Annotated in this window: 13 protein-coding genes; 11 read left to right on the top strand and 2 right to left on the bottom strand. The window is 75.3% G+C overall.

Going from position 1 to position 16,621, the window contains the following annotated elements; translation table 11 throughout:
* Positions 1–49: 49 nt before the first annotated feature.
* Positions 50–817, bottom strand: coding sequence for an SDR family oxidoreductase (locus tag AB0L29_RS28305; protein ID WP_365830864.1), 768 nt, complete (start codon positions 815–817; stop codon positions 50–52).
* Between the two features lie 100 nt (positions 818–917).
* Between AB0L29_RS28305 and AB0L29_RS28300 the strand changes: the two genes are divergently transcribed.
* The 3 genes from AB0L29_RS28300 to AB0L29_RS28290 all read left to right on the top strand — a co-directional run bounded on the left by AB0L29_RS28300 (position 918) and on the right by AB0L29_RS28290 (position 3,164).
* Positions 918–1,730 carry an AIM24 family protein gene (locus AB0L29_RS28300; RefSeq protein ID WP_365830862.1) on the top strand — a complete coding sequence of 271 codons (813 nt, stop codon included), beginning with the start codon at positions 918–920 and terminating at the stop codon, positions 1,728–1,730.
* Positions 1,731–1,832: 102 nt separating this feature from the next.
* Positions 1,833–2,459, top strand: a complete 627-nt coding sequence (locus tag AB0L29_RS28295; protein WP_365830860.1) for a dihydrofolate reductase family protein — start codon at positions 1,833–1,835, stop codon at positions 2,457–2,459.
* Between the two features lie 309 nt (positions 2,460–2,768).
* On the top strand, positions 2,769–3,164 hold the full coding sequence (locus AB0L29_RS28290; RefSeq protein WP_365830858.1) for a ribonuclease domain-containing protein: 396 nt from the start codon (positions 2,769–2,771) through the stop codon (positions 3,162–3,164).
* Positions 3,165–3,269: 105 nt separating this feature from the next.
* Here AB0L29_RS28290 and AB0L29_RS28285 read toward each other — a convergent pair whose 3' ends face one another.
* Positions 3,270–4,292 (bottom strand): Gfo/Idh/MocA family oxidoreductase, encoded by a 1,023-nt coding sequence (locus AB0L29_RS28285; protein WP_365830856.1) that lies wholly within the window; start codon positions 4,290–4,292, stop codon positions 3,270–3,272.
* A gap of 128 nt (positions 4,293–4,420) precedes the next feature.
* Here AB0L29_RS28285 and AB0L29_RS28280 point away from each other — a divergent pair, with 128 nt between their 5' ends.
* The 8 genes from AB0L29_RS28280 (at position 4,421) to AB0L29_RS28245 (ending at position 16,211) form a co-directional block, all read left to right on the top strand.
* Positions 4,421–5,158: a GntR family transcriptional regulator gene (locus AB0L29_RS28280; protein WP_365830957.1), complete on the top strand. Its 738-nt coding sequence runs from the start codon at positions 4,421–4,423 to the stop codon at positions 5,156–5,158.
* 181 nt (positions 5,159–5,339) lie between these two features.
* A complete protein-coding gene (locus AB0L29_RS28275; RefSeq protein WP_365830854.1) occupies positions 5,340–6,344 on the top strand; it encodes a sugar ABC transporter substrate-binding protein in 1,005 nt (334 codons plus the stop codon).
* Entirely contained in the window at positions 6,341–7,381 is a 1,041-nt protein-coding gene (locus tag AB0L29_RS28270) for an ABC transporter permease (RefSeq protein WP_365830852.1), read from the top strand. Before AB0L29_RS28275 ends, AB0L29_RS28270 begins: the two co-directional genes overlap by 4 nt.
* Positions 7,378–8,163 carry an ATP-binding cassette domain-containing protein gene (locus tag AB0L29_RS28265; RefSeq protein ID WP_365830850.1) on the top strand — a complete coding sequence of 262 codons (786 nt, stop codon included), beginning with the start codon at positions 7,378–7,380 and terminating at the stop codon, positions 8,161–8,163. The genes AB0L29_RS28270 and AB0L29_RS28265 overlap by 4 nt, the downstream gene beginning before the upstream one ends.
* A 312-nt stretch (positions 8,164–8,475) precedes the next feature.
* Positions 8,476–9,621, top strand: a complete 1,146-nt coding sequence (locus AB0L29_RS28260) for an ROK family glucokinase (RefSeq protein ID WP_365830848.1) — start codon at positions 8,476–8,478, stop codon at positions 9,619–9,621.
* A complete protein-coding gene (locus AB0L29_RS28255; protein WP_365830846.1) occupies positions 9,618–10,202 on the top strand; it encodes a sugar kinase in 585 nt (194 codons plus the stop codon). The genes AB0L29_RS28260 and AB0L29_RS28255 overlap by 4 nt, the downstream gene beginning before the upstream one ends.
* 235 nt (positions 10,203–10,437) lie before the next feature.
* Positions 10,438–13,266 carry a DEAD/DEAH box helicase gene (locus AB0L29_RS28250; protein WP_365830844.1) on the top strand — a complete coding sequence of 943 codons (2,829 nt, stop codon included), beginning with the start codon at positions 10,438–10,440 and terminating at the stop codon, positions 13,264–13,266.
* Positions 13,267–14,354: 1,088 nt separating this feature from the next.
* Positions 14,355–16,211 (top strand): SWIM zinc finger family protein, encoded by a 1,857-nt coding sequence (locus AB0L29_RS28245; RefSeq protein WP_365830955.1) that lies wholly within the window; start codon positions 14,355–14,357, stop codon positions 16,209–16,211.
* Positions 16,212–16,621: the final 410 nt, after the last annotated feature.

The following is a 16,621-nucleotide window of genomic DNA, read 5'->3' as shown; positions in this document are numbered from 1 at the left end:
CGGCCCGCGGGGCGCACCGGCCGGACGGCACCGGCGCGCCCCGCACGCCTCACGCCGCGTGCCCGCCGTCCACGGCGAACTCCGCGCCCGTGACGTACGTGGCCCGCGCCAGGTACGCCACCGTGGACGCCACCTCCTCGGCCGTCCCGAAGCGGCCCAGCGCCGTCATCGCCGCCTGCCCGGCCGCGTAGGGGCCGTCCGCCGGGTTCATGTCGGTGTCGATGGGACCCGGGTGGACGATGTTCGCGGTGATCCCGCGCGGACCCAGCTCCCGGGCCAGCGCCTTCGTCAGCCCGATCAGAGCCGCCTTGCTCATCGCGTAGAGCGTCCCGCCGGGACCGGGGACGCGCTGGGTCATGCAGGTGCCGATGGTGATGATCCGGCCGCCCGGGCCCATCCGGACCGCGGCCGCGCGGGAGGCCAGGTAGACGCCCCGCACGTTCACGGCGAGGACCCGGTCGACCTCGGCCGCCGACAGGGTCTCCACCGGTCCCAGCACGCCCACGCCCGCGTTGTTCACCAGCACGTCGAGCCCGCCCAGCGCCCGGGCCGCACGCTCCACCGTCCCGGCCGCCTCCCCGGCGTCGGCCAGGTCCGCGCGCAGCGCCACCGCCCGCCGCCCCAGCGCCTCGACGGCCCCGGCCACCTCCTCGGCCGCCTCCTTCGCGCTGACGTAGGTGAGGGCGACGTCCGCCCCCTCGCGTGCGAGCCGCAGGGCCGTCGCCGCGCCGATGCCGCGGCTGCCCCCGGTCACCAGGGCCACCTTGCCGACGAGAGTTCCTTCGGGAGTTCCTTCGGGAGTTGCTCGAGAAGTCATGGGTCCACCCCAGCCGTCGCCGCCTGCGAGCACCGGCGGTGAACGGACGTCGACCTCGGCCCGCCAGGAACTCGGCCCTCCCCTCCCGCGTTCTCTCCCCGTGACGCTTCAGCGAGAGATCGTCGGCAACGCCATGCAGATGGCGGTCGTCAGCCTGCAGCCCGGCCAGACGGTGTACTGCGAGGCGGGCAAGTTCCTGTTCAAGACGGCGAACGTGACCATGGAGACCCGGCTGACCGGCCCGTCCGGCGGCGGACAGCAGTCGCGGCCGGGCTCGGGCGGGCCGGGCGGTCTGCTGCGCCAGGCGATGGGCACGGCCATGCAGGTCGGCCAGCGGGTCCTGGCGGGCGAGTCGATCGCGTTCCAGTACTTCACCGCGCAGGGCGGCGAGGGCACGGTCGGCTTCGCGGGCGTGCTCCCCGGCGAGATGCGCGCGCTGGAACTGGACGGCACGCGCGCGTGGTTCGCGGAGAAGGACGCGTTCGTGGCCGCCGAGTCCACCGTCGACTTCGGCATCGCCTTCCAGGGCGGCCGCACCGGGACGAGCGGCGGCGAGGGCTTCGTCCTGGAGAAGTTCACCGGGCGCGGCACGGTGATCATCGCGGGCGCCGGCAACTTCATCGACCTCGACCCCGCCGACTTCGGAGGCCGCATCGAGGTCGACACGGGGTGCGTCGTCGCGTTCGAGGAAGGCGTCCGGTACGGCGTGCAGCGCGTCGGGGGCCTCAACCGCCAGGGCCTGATGAACGCCGTCCTCGGCGGCGAGGGCCTGTCCCTGGCCACCCTGGAGGGCAGCGGCAGGGTCATCCTGCAGTCCCTGACCATCGAGAGCCTGGCCAACGCCCTGAAGAAGGCCCAGGGCGGCGACAAGCAGGGCCCGACGGGCGGCCTGTTCTCGACGCACACCGGGTGACGCACACCGGACGAGGCACACGGGTGCCGATGAGTTGCGGGAGCCGCAGGGGTCTGACCTGATGACAACGGACCCCACCCGAGCCCGAGAGAAGGCACCCCCATGGGCAAGCTCGTCCTCACCACCTTCATCACCCTCGACGGCGTCTACCAGGCCCCCGGCGGCCCCGCCGAGGACACCCGCGACGGATTCGACCAGGGCGGCTGGAGCGTCCCGTACGGCGACGGCGACTTCATGCGCTTCATGACCGGCGTCTTCGACCGGGTGGGAGCCTTCCTCCTCGGCCGCCGCACGTACGACATCTTCGCCTCGCACTGGCCGAAGGTGACCGACCCCGGCGACCCGATCGCCTCCCGGCTGAACGACCTGCCGAAGTACGTCGTCTCCACCACCCTCGCCGACCCGCGGTGGGCGGGCACCACCGTCCTCGGCGGCGACCTCGCCCGGGAGGTCACCGCCCTGAAGGAGCGCACCGACGGCGAGCTGCAGGTCCACGGCAGCGGCGCCCTCGCCCAGTCCCTGCTGGCCCGGGACCTCGTCGACACCGTCCACCTGCTGACCTTCCCCGTCGTGCTGGGCGCCGGCCGCCGCCTCTTCAGGGAGGGGGCGGTGCCGACCGCGTTCCGGCACACCGGCGGGCACGTCACCGGCGCGGGCGTCTCGGTGCAGTCGTACGACCTGGCGGGACGGCCGGAGTACGGCTCGTACCAGCTGCCGGAGAACAGCTAGCCGACGGCGCCGGGCGACAGCCGGGGAACGGGCGGCCGCCGCACCTCCCCGCCCCGGGGCGGCCCGCCGGGCACCGGGCCGCCGCGGGCCGGGGCGGCCGGCGTCCTGGCCGACGGGGGAACGGCCGGGGGAACGGCCGGGTGAACGGCCGGGGGCGCTCGGGCCGCCGGGGCCCGCGGCGGCGTTCGCGGGGACGGCGCGGGGACGCCGGGCGGCAGGTTAACTCCCCGAAAACACACGGGACTTCACGGGAAAATCCACGGATCCGCCATTGACGCGGCCCGCTCTACGCGCGTCATCATGTGGCCCATGAGATTCCCCCCACGCCTCACGCGCCTCGGCACGGCAGCCGCCCTCCTGTCCGCCCTGCTGGTCGGCGGCACCGTCTCCCCGACCACGGCCGGCGCCGCCCCCTCGGCGGTCGGCAGCATCTGCCACGGCGACCTGCCCGCCCAGGCGTACGACACCCTCGAACTGATCGAGCGGGGCGGGCCGTTCCCGTACGCGCAGGACGGGAGCGTGTTCCAGAACCGCGAACGCGTCCTGCCCGGCCGGCCCACCGGCTACTACCACGAGTACACGGTCGTCACGCCCGGCTCCGCCACGCGCGGCGCGCGCCGCCTCGTCACCGGCGAGGAGCACCAGGAGGACTACTACACCGCCGACCACTACGCCTCGTTCGACCTGATCGACTACGGCTGCTGAGCCGGGCGGCCCCCGGCGCCCCCGCGCGGCCGGCCGGAAGTCCCGTCCCCGGGCTCGGCGGGACTTCCGGCTCCCGGCGGCGGCGAACAGGGCGGAGGCCACCCCTCAGGCGAACGCCGGCGCCGCCCCGCCCGGGATCTCCGCGAGCCGTACCGGTCTGCGCTCCCGCCGGGACAGCTCGCACGCCTCGGCGATCCGCAGGGCCTGCAGGGCCTCCCGGCCGTCGCAGGGGTTGGCGCGCCCGCCCCGGACGACCTCGACGAACGCGTTCAGTTCCGCCTCGTAGGCGGGACCGAAGCGCTCCAGGAAGCCGGTCCACGGCTTGTCCGCGGCCGGCGGCCCGGTCGGCTCGGTGGACGCGATCGGCGTACGGTCGTCCAGGCCGACGACGATCTGGTCGAGCTCCCCGGCCAGCTCCATGCGCACGTCGTAGCCCGCGCCGTTCAGCCGTGTCGCGGTGATCGTGGCCAGCGTGCCGTCGTCGAGCGTGAGCAGCGCCGCGCCCGTGTCCACGTCGCCCGCCGCGCGGAACATCGCGGGCCCGGCGTCGGACCCGGCGGCGTACACGTCCACCACCTCCCGGCCCGTCACCCAGCGCAGGACGTCGAAGTCGTGGATCGACGTGTCCCGGTACAACCCGCCGGACAGCGGCAGCCACTGCGCGGGCGGCGGCGCCTGGTCGCTGGTCAGGGCCCGGACCGTGTGCAGCCGCCCGAGCCGCCCCGCCCGCACGGCCTCGCGCGCCCCCCGGTAGCCCGCGTCGAAGCGCCGCTGGAACCCCATCTGCAGCACCGTCCCGGCCGCCTCCACCTCGGCGATCGCGCTCAGGGTCCCCGGCAGGTCGAGGGCGATGGGCTTCTCGCAGAAGACCGGCAGGCCCGAGCGTGCCGCCCGGCCGATCAGTTCGGCGTGGGCCGACGTCGCCGTCGTGATCACCACGGCGTCCACGCCCCACCGGAAGATCTCGTCCACTCCGGGCGCCGCCGTCTCGCCCAGCCGGTGCGCCAGCTCCTGGGCCCGTGAGGCGTCCGCGTCCGTGAGGATCAGGGAACCGACGTCGCGGTGCCGGCTGAGCGTGTTCGCGTGGATCGTGCCGATGCGGCCCGTACCGATGATCCCGATGCGCATGGAAACAAAGTGGGGCCCGAGCCCTCCGCTGTCAATGAGCATGTCCTGACAACCGGACTACACGACTTCCCGTCAACAACGCTCGGAGCTACGCTCGGCCCGTGCCGAAACCAGAAGTGGATCCGACCGTGCAGCTCGAGCTGAGCGTGGACCGCAGCTCCCCCGTGCCGTTGTACTTCCAGCTGGCCCAGCAGCTGGAGGCAGCGATCGAGCACGGCACGCTGACCCCCGGCAGCCTGCTGGGCAACGAGATCGAGCTCGCCGCCCGGCTCGGCCTGTCCCGGCCGACCGTCCGCCAGGCCATCCAGTCCCTCGTCGACAAGGGCCTGCTGGTGCGCCGCCGCGGCGTGGGCACACAGGTGGTGCACAGTCAGGTCAAGCGCCCGCTGGAGCTCAGCAGCCTCTACGACGACCTGGAGGCGGCGGGCCAGCGCCCGGCCACGAAGGTGCTGGTCAACACCATCGTCCCGGCGTCCACCGAGGTCGCGGCGGCGCTCGGCGTGGCCGAGGGCGGCGAGGTGCACCAGGTGGAGCGGCTGCGGCTGGCGCACGGTGAGCCGATGGCGTACCTGTGCAACTACCTGCCGACCGGTCTGCTCGACCTGGACACCGGGCAGCTGGAGGCCACCGGTCTGTACCGGCTGATGCGGGCCGCCGGGATCACCCTGCACAGCGCCCGGCAGTCCATCGGCGCCCGCGCCGCCACCGCCGCCGAGGCCGAACGGCTCGGCGAGGAGGCGGGCGCGCCGCTGCTGACCATGCAGCGCGTGACCTTCGACGACACCGGCCGCACGGTGGAGTTCGGCACCCACACCTACCGGCCCTCCCGCTACTCCTTCGAGTTCCAGCTGCTCGTGCGCTCCTGAGCCCGTCCCCGGCCGGGGACGGGTCTTCGTCGCATTGTCCGGACAATATGACCCGCCCGCCCTCCCCGGCCATGTGACGCCAAGGGCCCGTGTTCGACAATGGGGCGTTTGGGGCTGGTGAGGCCATTCGGTTCACCCGCTCCTCGCGTACGACAGAACACGGCAAGAAGGGCACGGCCTCGTGGCACGGTTTCGGACCTGGGTGGGCATCGCGGTGGCGGGGGCGCTCTGCGTCTCCCTCGCCGGATGCAGCAGCACCGGCGGCAAACGGGCGGAGGACGCCCGCAAGGCCGCGGCGGCCCGGGGGAGGGCGGCGGTGGACACGCCCCGCTGGACCTTCGCGATGATCACGCACTCGGGCGACGGCGACACCTTCTGGGACATCGTCCAGAGCGGTGCCGAGCAGGCCGCCGCCAAGGACAACATCGACTTCCTGTACTCCCATGACGACGAGGCGCAGCAGCAGGCGCAGCTCGTGGACGCGGCCGTCGACAAGAAGGTCGACGGGATCATCGTCACCCTCGCCAAGCCCGACGCGATGAAGGCCGCCGTCGCCCGCGCCCGCAAGGCCGGCATCCCGGTGGTCACCGTGAACTCCGGCTCGGCCCGATCCGAGGAGTTCGGCGCGCTCACCCATGTCGGCCAGGACGAGACGGTCGCCGGCGAGGCCGTCGGCGAGGAGCTGGACGAGCGGGGCAGGAAGAAGGTCCTGTGCGTCCTGCACGAGCAGGGCAACGTCGGTCACGAGCAGCGCTGCGACGGCGTGGACAAGACGTTCGACGGCAAGGTGGTCCGGCTCTACGTCAACGGCACGAGCATGCCGGACGTGCAGGCCGCGATCGAGGCCAGGCTCCAGTCGGACCGGGCCGTCGACGCGGTGGTCACGCTCGGTGCCCCGTACGCCGACACCGCGGTGAAGGCCCGGCAGGGGGCGGGCAGCGACGCCGAGGTCGCCACCTTCGACCTCAACGCCAAGGTGGCCGCCGGGCTCCGGGACGGCACCCTCGGCTTCGCCGTCGACCAGCAGCCCTACCTCCAGGGCTACGAGGCCGTCGACCTGCTGTGGCTCCACAAGTACAACGCCGACGTCCTCGGCGGCGGACGCCCGGTGCTCACCGGTCCGCAGATCGTCACCAAGGCCGACGCGGCCGCCCTCGAGGAGTACACGAAGCGGGGGACCCGATGAGCGCGATCGCCGGACCCTCCACTGATGAAAGGTTTCTGCAGAGCTCTTCGCTGCGGAAGCTGCTGAGCCGACCCGAACTGGGCTCGGTCGTCGGCGCGCTCGCGGTCTTCGTGTTCTTCGCGCTGGCGGCCGACAGCTTCCTGCGCCCCTCCAGCCTCAGCACGGTCCTGTACGCGTCCTCCACGATCGGCATCATGGCCGTCCCCGTGGCGCTGCTGATGATCGGCGGCGAGTTCGACCTGTCGGCGGGCGTGCTGGTGACGTCCTCCGCGCTGGTCTCGTCGATGTTCAGCTACCAGATGACCGCGAACGTCTGGGTCGGCGTGGGCGTGTCCCTGCTGGTCACCCTGGCCGTCGGTGCCCTCAACGGCTTCGTGCTCATCCGCACCGGACTGCCGAGCTTCATCGTCACGCTCGGCACCTTCCTGATGCTGACCGGCGCGAACCTCGGCCTCACCAAGCTGATCGGCGGCACCGTCTCCACCAAGACGATCGCCGACATGGAGGGCTTCCCCGCCGCCCGCGCCCTCTTCGCCTCGACGCTCACGCCCGGCGGCGTCACCATCAAGATCACCGTCGTGTGGTGGCTGGCCCTGGTCGCCCTCGCCAGCTGGATCCTGCTGCGCACCCGCGCCGGGAACTGGATCTTCGCCGTCGGCGGCAACCAGGACGCGGCCCGCGCGGTCGGCGTCCCGGTGGCGAAGACCAAGATCGGCCTCTACATGGGCGTGGCCCTCGGCGCCTGGATCTCCGGCCAGCACCTGCTCTTCTCGTACGATGTCGTCCAGTCCGGCGAGGGCGTCGGCAACGAGCTGACCTACATCATCGCGGCCGTCATCGGCGGCTGCCTGATCACCGGCGGGTACGGCAGCGCCGTCGGCTCGGCGGTCGGCGCGCTGCTGTTCGGCATGACCGGCAAGGGCATCGTCTTCGCCGAGTGGGACCCCGACTGGTTCAAGTTCTTCCTCGGAGCGATGCTGCTCCTGGCGACCCTGCTCAACGCCTGGGTCCGCAAGCGGGCGGAGGCCACCGGATGACCGGCGCGCGGGACCGCACGGCGCTCGTGGAGCTGTCCGGCGTCGGCAAGCACTACGGCAGCGTCCGCGCCCTGGAGGGGGTCTCGCTGGAGGTGCGCGCCGGTGAGATCACCTGCGTCCTCGGGGACAACGGCGCGGGCAAGTCGACCCTCATCAAGATCATCGCGGGGCTGCACGGGCACGACGGCGGCACCCTGCGCATCGAGGGCGAGGAGACCCGCCTGTCCTCCCCGCGCGAGGCGCTGGACCGCGGCATCGCGACCGTCCACCAGGACCTGGCGGTCGTCCCGCTCATGCCGGTGTGGCGCAACTTCTTCCTCGGCTCCGAACCCCGCAAGGGCGTCCTGAGGCGCCTGGACGTCGACCTCATGCGCAGGACCACGCGCGAGGAACTCCTGCGCATGGGCATCGACCTGCGCGACGTCGACCAGCCCATCGGCACGCTCTCCGGCGGCGAACGCCAGTGCGTGGCGATCGCGCGGGCGGTGTACTTCGGCGCGAAGGTGCTGGTGCTGGACGAACCGACGGCGGCGCTGGGGGTGAAGCAGTCCGGCGTGGTCCTGAAGTACGTGGCCGCGGCACGGGACCGGGGCCTGGGTGTCGTCTTCATCACCCACAACCCGCATCACGCGTACCTGGTGGGCGACCGGTTCGTGCTGCTGCGGAGAGGCACGATGGTGGGCAACCACCCGCGGGAGGAGATCACGCTCGACGAGCTGACCCGGCAGATGGCGGGCGGGGAGGACCTGGAGGAACTCCGCCACGAGCTGCGGCGCGGGTAGAGCCTGCCGTCGAACTCCCGCCGTCCGCCCGCCGTCCGCCCGCCGTCCGCCGCCGGACGGGCCCGGCGGCGTCGGGTGCGTGCTCCCGGCGTGCCGGGCCGCGAAGCGTGTACCCGGACGCACTCGGGCCGGGCCCGCCCGGTGCGGCGAGGGCGTGTGCACGGCGTCGCCGCACCGGGCGGGAGCCGGACGACAGGGCCCGGGGGTGCCGGTGCGGGCAGGCCCCGCGCACCGGCGTCCGGCGGCGATCCGTACGGCCCCCGTGCTTCCCTGTTCGGCACCTGGCGGAGCCGTGCGGCAGAATCGGCGGCGATGAGCACCTACCGCGACTTCACCGCCCCCATCGGCTCCCGCCGCGCCCCCGTGCTCCGCACCGTGGGCACGAGGGAGCGCCGCTCCCACCTGACCGCACCCCGCGTGCCGACGGTCGGCATCGACATCGGCGGCACGAAGGTGATGGCGGGCGTCGTGGACGCCGACGGCAACATCCTGGAGAAGCTCCGCACGGAGACCCCGGACAAGTCCAAGAGCCCCAAGGTCGTCGAGGACACCATCGTGGAGCTGGTCCTGGACCTGTCCGACCGGCACGACGTGCACGCGGTCGGCATCGGCGCGGCCGGCTGGGTCGACGCCGACCGCAACCGCGTGCTGTTCGCGCCCCACCTGTCCTGGCGCAACGAGCCGCTGCGCGACCGCATCGCCGGCCGCCTCGCGGTCCCCGTCCTGGTCGACAACGACGCCAACACCGCGGCCTGGGCCGAGTGGCGCTTCGGTGCCGGCCGCGGCGAGGACCACCTCGTCATGATCACGCTCGGCACCGGCATCGGCGGCGCCATCCTGGAGGACGGCCAGGTCAAGCGCGGCAAGTACGGCGTCGCCGGCGAGTTCGGCCACATGCAGGTCGTGCCCGGCGGCCACCGCTGTCCGTGCGGCAACCGCGGCTGCTGGGAGCAGTACAGCTCCGGCAACGCCCTGGTGCGCGAGGCGCGCGAGCTGGCCGCCGCCGACTCGCCGGTGGCGTACGGGATCATCGAGCACGTCAAGGGCAGCATCTCCGACATCACCGGCCCGATGATCACCGAGCTGGCCCGCGAGGGCGACGCCATGTGCATCGAGCTGCTGCAGGACATCGGCCAGTGGCTCGGCGTCGGCATCGCCAACCTCGCCGCCGCCCTCGACCCCTCCTGCTTCGTGATCGGCGGCGGCGTCTCGGCCGCCGACGACCTGCTCATCGGCCCCGCGCGGGACGCCTTCAAACGCCATCTCACCGGCCGCGGCTACCGCCCCGAGGCCCGCCTCGTGCGCGCCCAGCTCGGCCCCGAGGCCGGCATGGTCGGCGCCGCCGACCTCGCCCGGCTGGTCGCCCGCCGCTTCCGCCGCGCCAAGCGCCGCCGGGTGGAGCGCTACGAGCGCTACGAGCGGTACGCCAAGGCCCGCACCACCCGGGAGTCGCTGTGACGGCCGACGCCCTGCCGCAGCAGACCGGCCCCTCCGGGGAGGGACACGGACCGGCCGAGGACCGCGGCCGCATGATCCGCCGCAGGGCGCTCACCCTGCTGATCATCGTGCTGCTCATCGGCATCCCGGCCGGCTACCTGGTGATCTCCGCGAACCAGAGCCGCGACAGCGGCAAGGACAAGGAGGCGAAGTACTCGGCGACCGGCCTGACCGAGGGCTGGCCGTCGAAGCTGCAGCGCCGCCTCTACCAGGTGCCCGTCCCGCATCCCGCCTGGCACGTCGCCTATTACGAGACCAACAACTGGAAGACCAGCCGCCTCTACGTCCAGTTCGAGACCAACGCGGCGGGCCTGGACGCCTTCCTGGCCGGCGTGGGCACGAACCGGCAGGACCTGAGGCGGGGCGACATCACCATCGGCGCGCGCGACCAGCGGGTCAGCGGCTGGAGGTTCGCGGACCCGGACGCGTGGTGGGGTCTGGTGCACAAACAGAAGAACCCCGCCCCCACGCACGACATCGTCGTGAACATGTCCAACCCGGCCTACCCCTGGGTCTACCTCGTCTCCCGCACCGTGCCCTGACCGGCACCGCCGGGCCCCGCCGTCGGACCCCCGCCTGCCCGGCGGCGCCCCGCACGCCCTCCCTCCGCACCGGACCCCGGCCCGAGTGCGTCCAAGTACGCGGGTCACGGCCCGGCGGGCGGACGACGGGAGTCCGACGACGGGGCTCGGGACAGCCGCCGGAACCGACTGTCAGACCCCGCCCGTAGAGTCGAGGACGTCTGATCCGGCACACGGGCGGGAGGTGACAGGACCTATGGGCGACACGGCCGCGGCGGCCGAGCGGACGGGCGGGGCGCGGATCCCCCTCCGGCTCGCGGCCGTCTTCCTGCCCGCCCCCCTCCCGCGCGACGGGCGGATCGCCTTCTGGGACCCCGAGGGCGGCGACCCGCCCGCCGGGGACACCGAGCTCACCGTCGTACGACGGCACGGAGCCGGTGTGCGGCGGCGGACCGCCCCGGCGCTGTCGCTCCCGCTCGACGAGGCCCTGCCGCTGCTGGTGCGGGCCCGGCACGACCCCGCGGCCCACCCCGCCACCGCCTGCTGGGGCGCGGCCGCCCTGCACGCCCTGCGGCTGACCGCCCGCGGCCGGCTGCTGCCCGGCCTGACGGCCACCGGCCACGACGCCTGGCGCGCCGGCCCGCTCGAACCCGACGACGTCGCACACCTGCGCGCGGTGGCCGCCGCCCTGCCGTACGAGGGCCACGCCGTCCCGCTGCCCGGCCCCGGCCCGATCCGGCTGCCCGAACCGGAAGCACTGGTGCGCGCCTTCTTGGACGCCGTCGCCGACACCCTGCCCCGCACCCCGGCCGCCCCCCACGCCTCGGGCAGGCCCTTCGCCGCGCGCGAGGGCCTGCACCTGCCCGACGCGCACGGCTGGGCCGCCGAGGTCGCCGCCGGCATGGACGCGGGCGTGCGGATCTCGCTCCGCCTGGACCTGTCGGCGTACGACCTGTTCGACGACTCCCACGACGGCGGGCGCGGCGCGGGTGCGGCGGTCGTGCAGGTGCACAGCCTCGCCGACCCCGTCCTCGTGACCGACGCGGCGGCCCTGTGGGCGGGCCGGGCGGACGACGCCTTCGGCCCCCGCGCGCGCGTGGACACCGCCCTCGCGGTGCGTCGCGCGGCCCGCGTCTGGCCGCCGCTTGACCGGCTCTGCGAGCAGGAGGTGCCCGACGTCCTGGCCCTGTCGGAGGAGGAGCTGGGCGACCTGCTGGGCGTGGCGGCCACCCGGCTGGCCGCGGCCGGAGTCGCCGTGCACTGGCCCCGGGACCTGGCGCAGGACCTGTCCGCCACGGCGGTGGTCCGGCCCGCGCCCGGCTCGGCGACCGACGGCACCGGCTTCTTCGAGAGCGGGGACCTGCTGCAGTTCCGCTGGCAGCTCGCCCTCGGCGGCGATCCGCTCACCGAGGCCGAGATGGACACCCTCGCCGAAGCCCACCGCCCGGTCGTCCGGCTGCGCGACCGGTGGGTGCTGGTCGACCCGGCCCTCGTCCGCAAGGCCCGCAAACGCGACCTCGGCCTGCTCGACCCCGTCGACGCCCTGTCCGTCGCGCTCACCGGCAGCGCCGAGGTCGACGGCGAGACGGTCCCGGCCGTGCCGGCCGGCGCGCTGGCCGACCTGCGCGACCGCCTCACCGCCGGGGTGCGGCCCGCCCAGCCCCCGCCGGGACTGCGGGCCACCCTGCGCGACTACCAGCTGCGCGGCCTGGCCTGGCTCGACCTCATGACCTCCCTCGGCCTCGGCGGCTGCCTCGCCGACGACATGGGCCTCGGCAAGACCGTCACCCTCATCGCCCTGCACCTGAAGCGGGCCCGCCGCGAACCGACCCTGGTGGTCTGCCCGGCCTCCCTGCTCGGCAACTGGCAGCGGGAGATCACCCGCTTCGCGCCCGGCGTCCCCGTGCGCCGCTTCCACGGTCCCGACCGCACCCTGGCCGGCCTGGACGGCGGCTTCGTCCTCACCACCTACGGCACCATGCGCTCGGCCGCGCCGACCCTGGCCCAGCAGTCCTGGGGCATGGTCGTCGCGGACGAGGCCCAGCACGTCAAGAACCCCTACTCGGCCACCGCGAAGGCCCTGCGCACCATCCCGTCCCCGGCGCGCGTGGCCCTGACCGGCACCCCGGTGGAGAACAACCTCTCCGAGCTGTGGGCGCTCCTCGACTGGACCACCCCCGGGCTCCTGGGCCCCCTGAAGTCCTTCCGCGCCCGGCACGCCCGCGCGGTGGAGAACGGCGAGGACGAGGAGGCGGTGCGGCGCCTGGCCAGCCTGGTCCGCCCCTTCCTGCTGCGCCGCAGGAAGTCCGACCCGGGCATCGTCCCCGAGCTGCCGCCCAAGACGGAGACCGACCACCCGGTCCCCCTCACCCGCGAACAGGCCGCCCTGTACGAGGCGGTGGTGCGCGAGTCGATGCTCGCCATCGAGACCTCGCGGGGCATGGCCCGTCGCGGCCTGGTGCTCAAGCTGCTCACCTCGCTGAAGCAGATCTGCGACCACCCGGCCCTGTTCCTGAAGGAGGAGCACGCGCGGGCCGTGGACGACCGGTCGGCCACCCGTTCCGGCAAACTCGCTCTGCTGGACGAGCTGCTGGACACCCTGCTGGCCGAGGACGGCTCGGCCCTGGTCTTCACGCAGTACGTCGGCATGGCACGCTTGATCACCTCCCACCTGGCCGCCCGCGCGGTGCCGGCCGACCTCCTGCACGGCGGCACGCCGGTCCCGGAGCGCGAACGCATGGTGGACCGCTTCCAGGAGGGGCGGACGCCGGTCCTGGTGCTGTCCCTCAAGGCCGCCGGCACCGGACTGAACCTCACCCGCGCGGGGCACGTCGTCCACTTCGACCGCTGGTGGAACCCGGCCGTCGAGGAACAGGCCACCGACCGCGCCTACCGCATCGGCCAGACCCAGCCGGTCCAGGTCCACCGCTTCATCACCGAGGGTACGGTCGAGGACCGCATCGCCGAGATGCTGCAGTCCAAGCGCGCCCTGGCCGACGCGATCCTCGGCTCCGGCGAGTCGGCCCTCACCGAGCTGACGGACCGCGAGCTGTCCGACCTGGTCTCCCTGCGGAGGACGTCATGACCCCCCGCCCCGCCGACGAGGCCCGCCGGGCCCTGCGGGCGGCACGGGAGCGGACCGACCGCGAGTCCGGCACGGCGGACTCCGGCCGGCAGCCCGCCCGGCCCGCCGCGCCCGGCCAGGACCGCACGGACCGGCGGCCTGTCCGGCCCGCCGGGCCGGACAGGGACCGCCCGGCTCCCGGCACGCCCCCGGCCGGGACCCCCCGCCCGGGCGACGCGGCGCGCGAGGCCCTGCGCAGGGCGGTCGCGAAGCGCCGGGGAGGGGCGGCCGGTGGCGGGAGCACACGGGCCGCGGCGGGCGTGGCGGGCGATCCGGGCCCGGCCGGCGATCCGGGTCCGGCCGGCCGCGGGTCCGGGGACCCGTTGCCGGAAGGCGCGGCGCGCGGCGTGGACGCCCGCGGGGCCGGGGCCGACGTGCCGGGCGCGGCGGCGGGCGCTTTCGGCGGTGTCCCCGAGGGCGGCGCGGGGGAGACCGCGGGAGGTGCCGGGCCCGGCACGTCCCGCGCGTTCGATGCGCCCGGCGGTCCGCCGGGCGACGAGGCCGCGGGCCGGCCGGCCCGCGGTTCCGTGGGTGCCGCGCGGGCCGGGTCGCCGGAGGTGTCCGGCGACGCGCCGCGTCACGTGACTCCGGGCGTGCCCGCCGGTGTCTCCGGCGGCGGGCCGGATGCGGCGGCCGGCCGGCCCGCGCCGGCGGACGCTCGCGACGGCACACCGCGAGGGACGGCGGGGGACACCCGCACCGGGGTTCCCGGGGATGCGGCGGGTCGGTCCGGTGATGTGGCGGGTCGGTCCGACGGCGTGGCGGGTTGGTCCGGTGATGTGGCGGGTCGGTCCGACGGCGTGGCGGGTCGGTCCGGTGATGTGGCGGGTCGGTCCGGCGATGTGGCGGGTCGGTCCGGGGACGTGGCGGGTCGGTCCGACGGCGTGACGGGTCGGTCCGGTGATGCGGCGGGTCGGTCCGACGGCGTGACGGGTCGGTCCGGGGACGTGCCGGATCGGCCCGGCGACGAGGTCGGCCGTGGGACGGCGGCCGACGCGGAGCACGCGGACCGGCGCGCTCCCCGCCCGGCGGACCTCGCCCGCGAGGCGTTGCGGGCCGCGCGCCGGACCCGGGCCGGCCTCACGGAGGACGAGGCGGTGCGCCGCGTGCGGCCGGACCTGCCCGGCGCGTCCGGCGCGTCCCGGCACCGCTCCTGGACGGGCACGCCGGGGGAGGCCGCCGGCACGGGACGCGAACGGCCGGGAACCCCGGCCGTGGAGCCGGACACCGGCCGCCGGGCGCGGCCGGACGTCCCGGCCGGGGAAGCCGGAACCGGCCGGACCGGGCAGCGGTCCCCTTCGAGCGCCGCCCGGCCCGGCCGCGGAGCGCGCGACCGTGCGGCCGGACCTCGTGCGCGTGACGTCCGGGAGCTGCTCGCGGGCGCGTTCCGGACGCCCACCGCGGCGGACGCGCCGGGTGAGGAGCCCGGCGGAAACGACCGGTCCCACGAGGACGGTCCGGCTTCCCCGTCGGCTCCGGCAGCCCGGACGCCCGGGCCGTCCGCCGCCCCGGCGACCGACGGCGCCCCGTGGCCCGCACCCGCACTCCCCGAGGACCCGCGGGCCACCCCCACGATCCCGCCCGCCCCCCACACCGTCCCGCCCGCCGGATCCGTTCGGACCGCCCCCGCCGGCCCCCGGGTCCCCCGCACCATGGCCGCCCCCGGCCGCGACGGCGACCTGCGCCGGACCTTCCCGGCCCTCCCGCCGCGCGAGGCGGACGGCCGTGGGTTCGCCGAGACCTGGTGGGGGAACGCGTGGGTCACCGCGCTGGAGGAGGGTGCGCTGGACGCCAAGCGGCTGGCGCGCGGGCGGGGATACGCCGAGCGCGGGCACGTCGACGCCATCACGGTGACGCCCGGGCTCGTCCTGGCGTACGTACGCGGCAGCCGTCCCCGGCCCTACCGCGTGCAGGTGCGGCTGCGCACGCTGGACGACGCCGACTGGGAGCGGTTCCTGGAGGCCGCCGCCGACCGGCCCGGGCACATCGCCGCTCTCCTGGACAAGGAGATGCCCCAGTCCCTGGCGGACTGCAAGGTCCCCCTGCTGCCCGGCCCCGGCGACCTCGCCCCGCGCTGCAGCTGCCCCGACTCCGGCCACCCCTGCAAGCACGCCGCCGCCCTCTGCTACCAGACGGCACGCCTGCTCGACGCCGACCCCTTCGTCCTGCTCCTGCTGCGCGGCCGCGGCGAACGCGACCTGCTGGACGCCCTGTCCCGCCGCAGCGCCGCCCGCGCCGCCCAGGACAGGAAAACCGCGCCGCTGCCCGGCGTCCGGGCCGCCGGCGCCCTCGCCGCGCGTCGGCTCCCGCCCCTCCCGGCGCCGTTGCCGGTACCGCCGCACCCCGAGCAGCCTCCGGCGTACCCGGCGGCCCCGGGGGGCCCGGACCCCTTTGCACTGGACCAGCTGGCCACCGACGCCGCCGTCCGCGCCCACGCCCTGCTCACCACCGGCCGCGACCCGGTCGGGCACCTCACGCTGTGGCAGGACGCGGTCCGCCTCGCCGCCGCCCGCCCCGGCTCCGGACTCACCGCCGGCAGCCGCGCGCTCTACGCCTCCCTCGCCTCCGCCGCGGGCCGCACCCCGGCCGAGCTGGCCCGCGCGGTCGCCGCGTGGCGCCAGGGCGGACCGGAAGGCCTCGCCGTCCTGGAAGAACCGTGGGACCCGCCGGCCGGACGCTTCGACCGCGCCCGCCCCCTGCTGCTCGCCGCCGACCTCCCCGCCTTCCGGCCCTGGCGCAACCGCCTCACCCACCCCGGGGGGCACGTCCAGCTCCGCCTCGGCCGCGACGGCCTGTGGTACGCCTACGAATCCGAGCCGGGGCGCGAGGACTGGTGGCCCCGCGGCACCCCCGACCCGGATCCGGTCGGCGCCCTGACGGGCCTGGGCGCCGTGCCGGGAGCCTGACCGGGCGGCGGCGGGCGGACGCCCGGGCGCGAACGCCGACGGCGGCGGGCTCGCCGACGGTCCGCCGGGGCGGTCGCGCGCCCGGCTCCGGCCGCCCGGCTCCGGCCCGCGGGCCCGGGGACGGCACCGCCGTCCCCGGCGGTTGGCGTGGGCGGTGAGCGGCACGAAGACCCCTGCCCTCCAGTACCGCTTCGACGGCCCCGAGGACACCCCCGTCCTCATCCTCGGTCCCTCACTCGGCACCACCTGGCACAGATCGAACAGCTGACGATACGGATTCGCGCACTCGACCGGCGTCCGGCCCGGCTCATGGAGCACCGTTTCCCGCAGTTGCCGGCACCGGCGGGCATCGGACCGGCCAGTGAGCCACCTTGATGATCACGATGGGGGACAATCCGGAACGCCCCCGG

The sequence above is a fragment of the Streptomyces sp. NPDC052701 genome (assembly GCF_040678355.1).
Lineage (GTDB): Bacteria > Actinomycetota > Actinomycetes > Streptomycetales > Streptomycetaceae > Streptomyces.
This window is presented reverse-complemented; position numbering and strand designations above follow the sequence as displayed.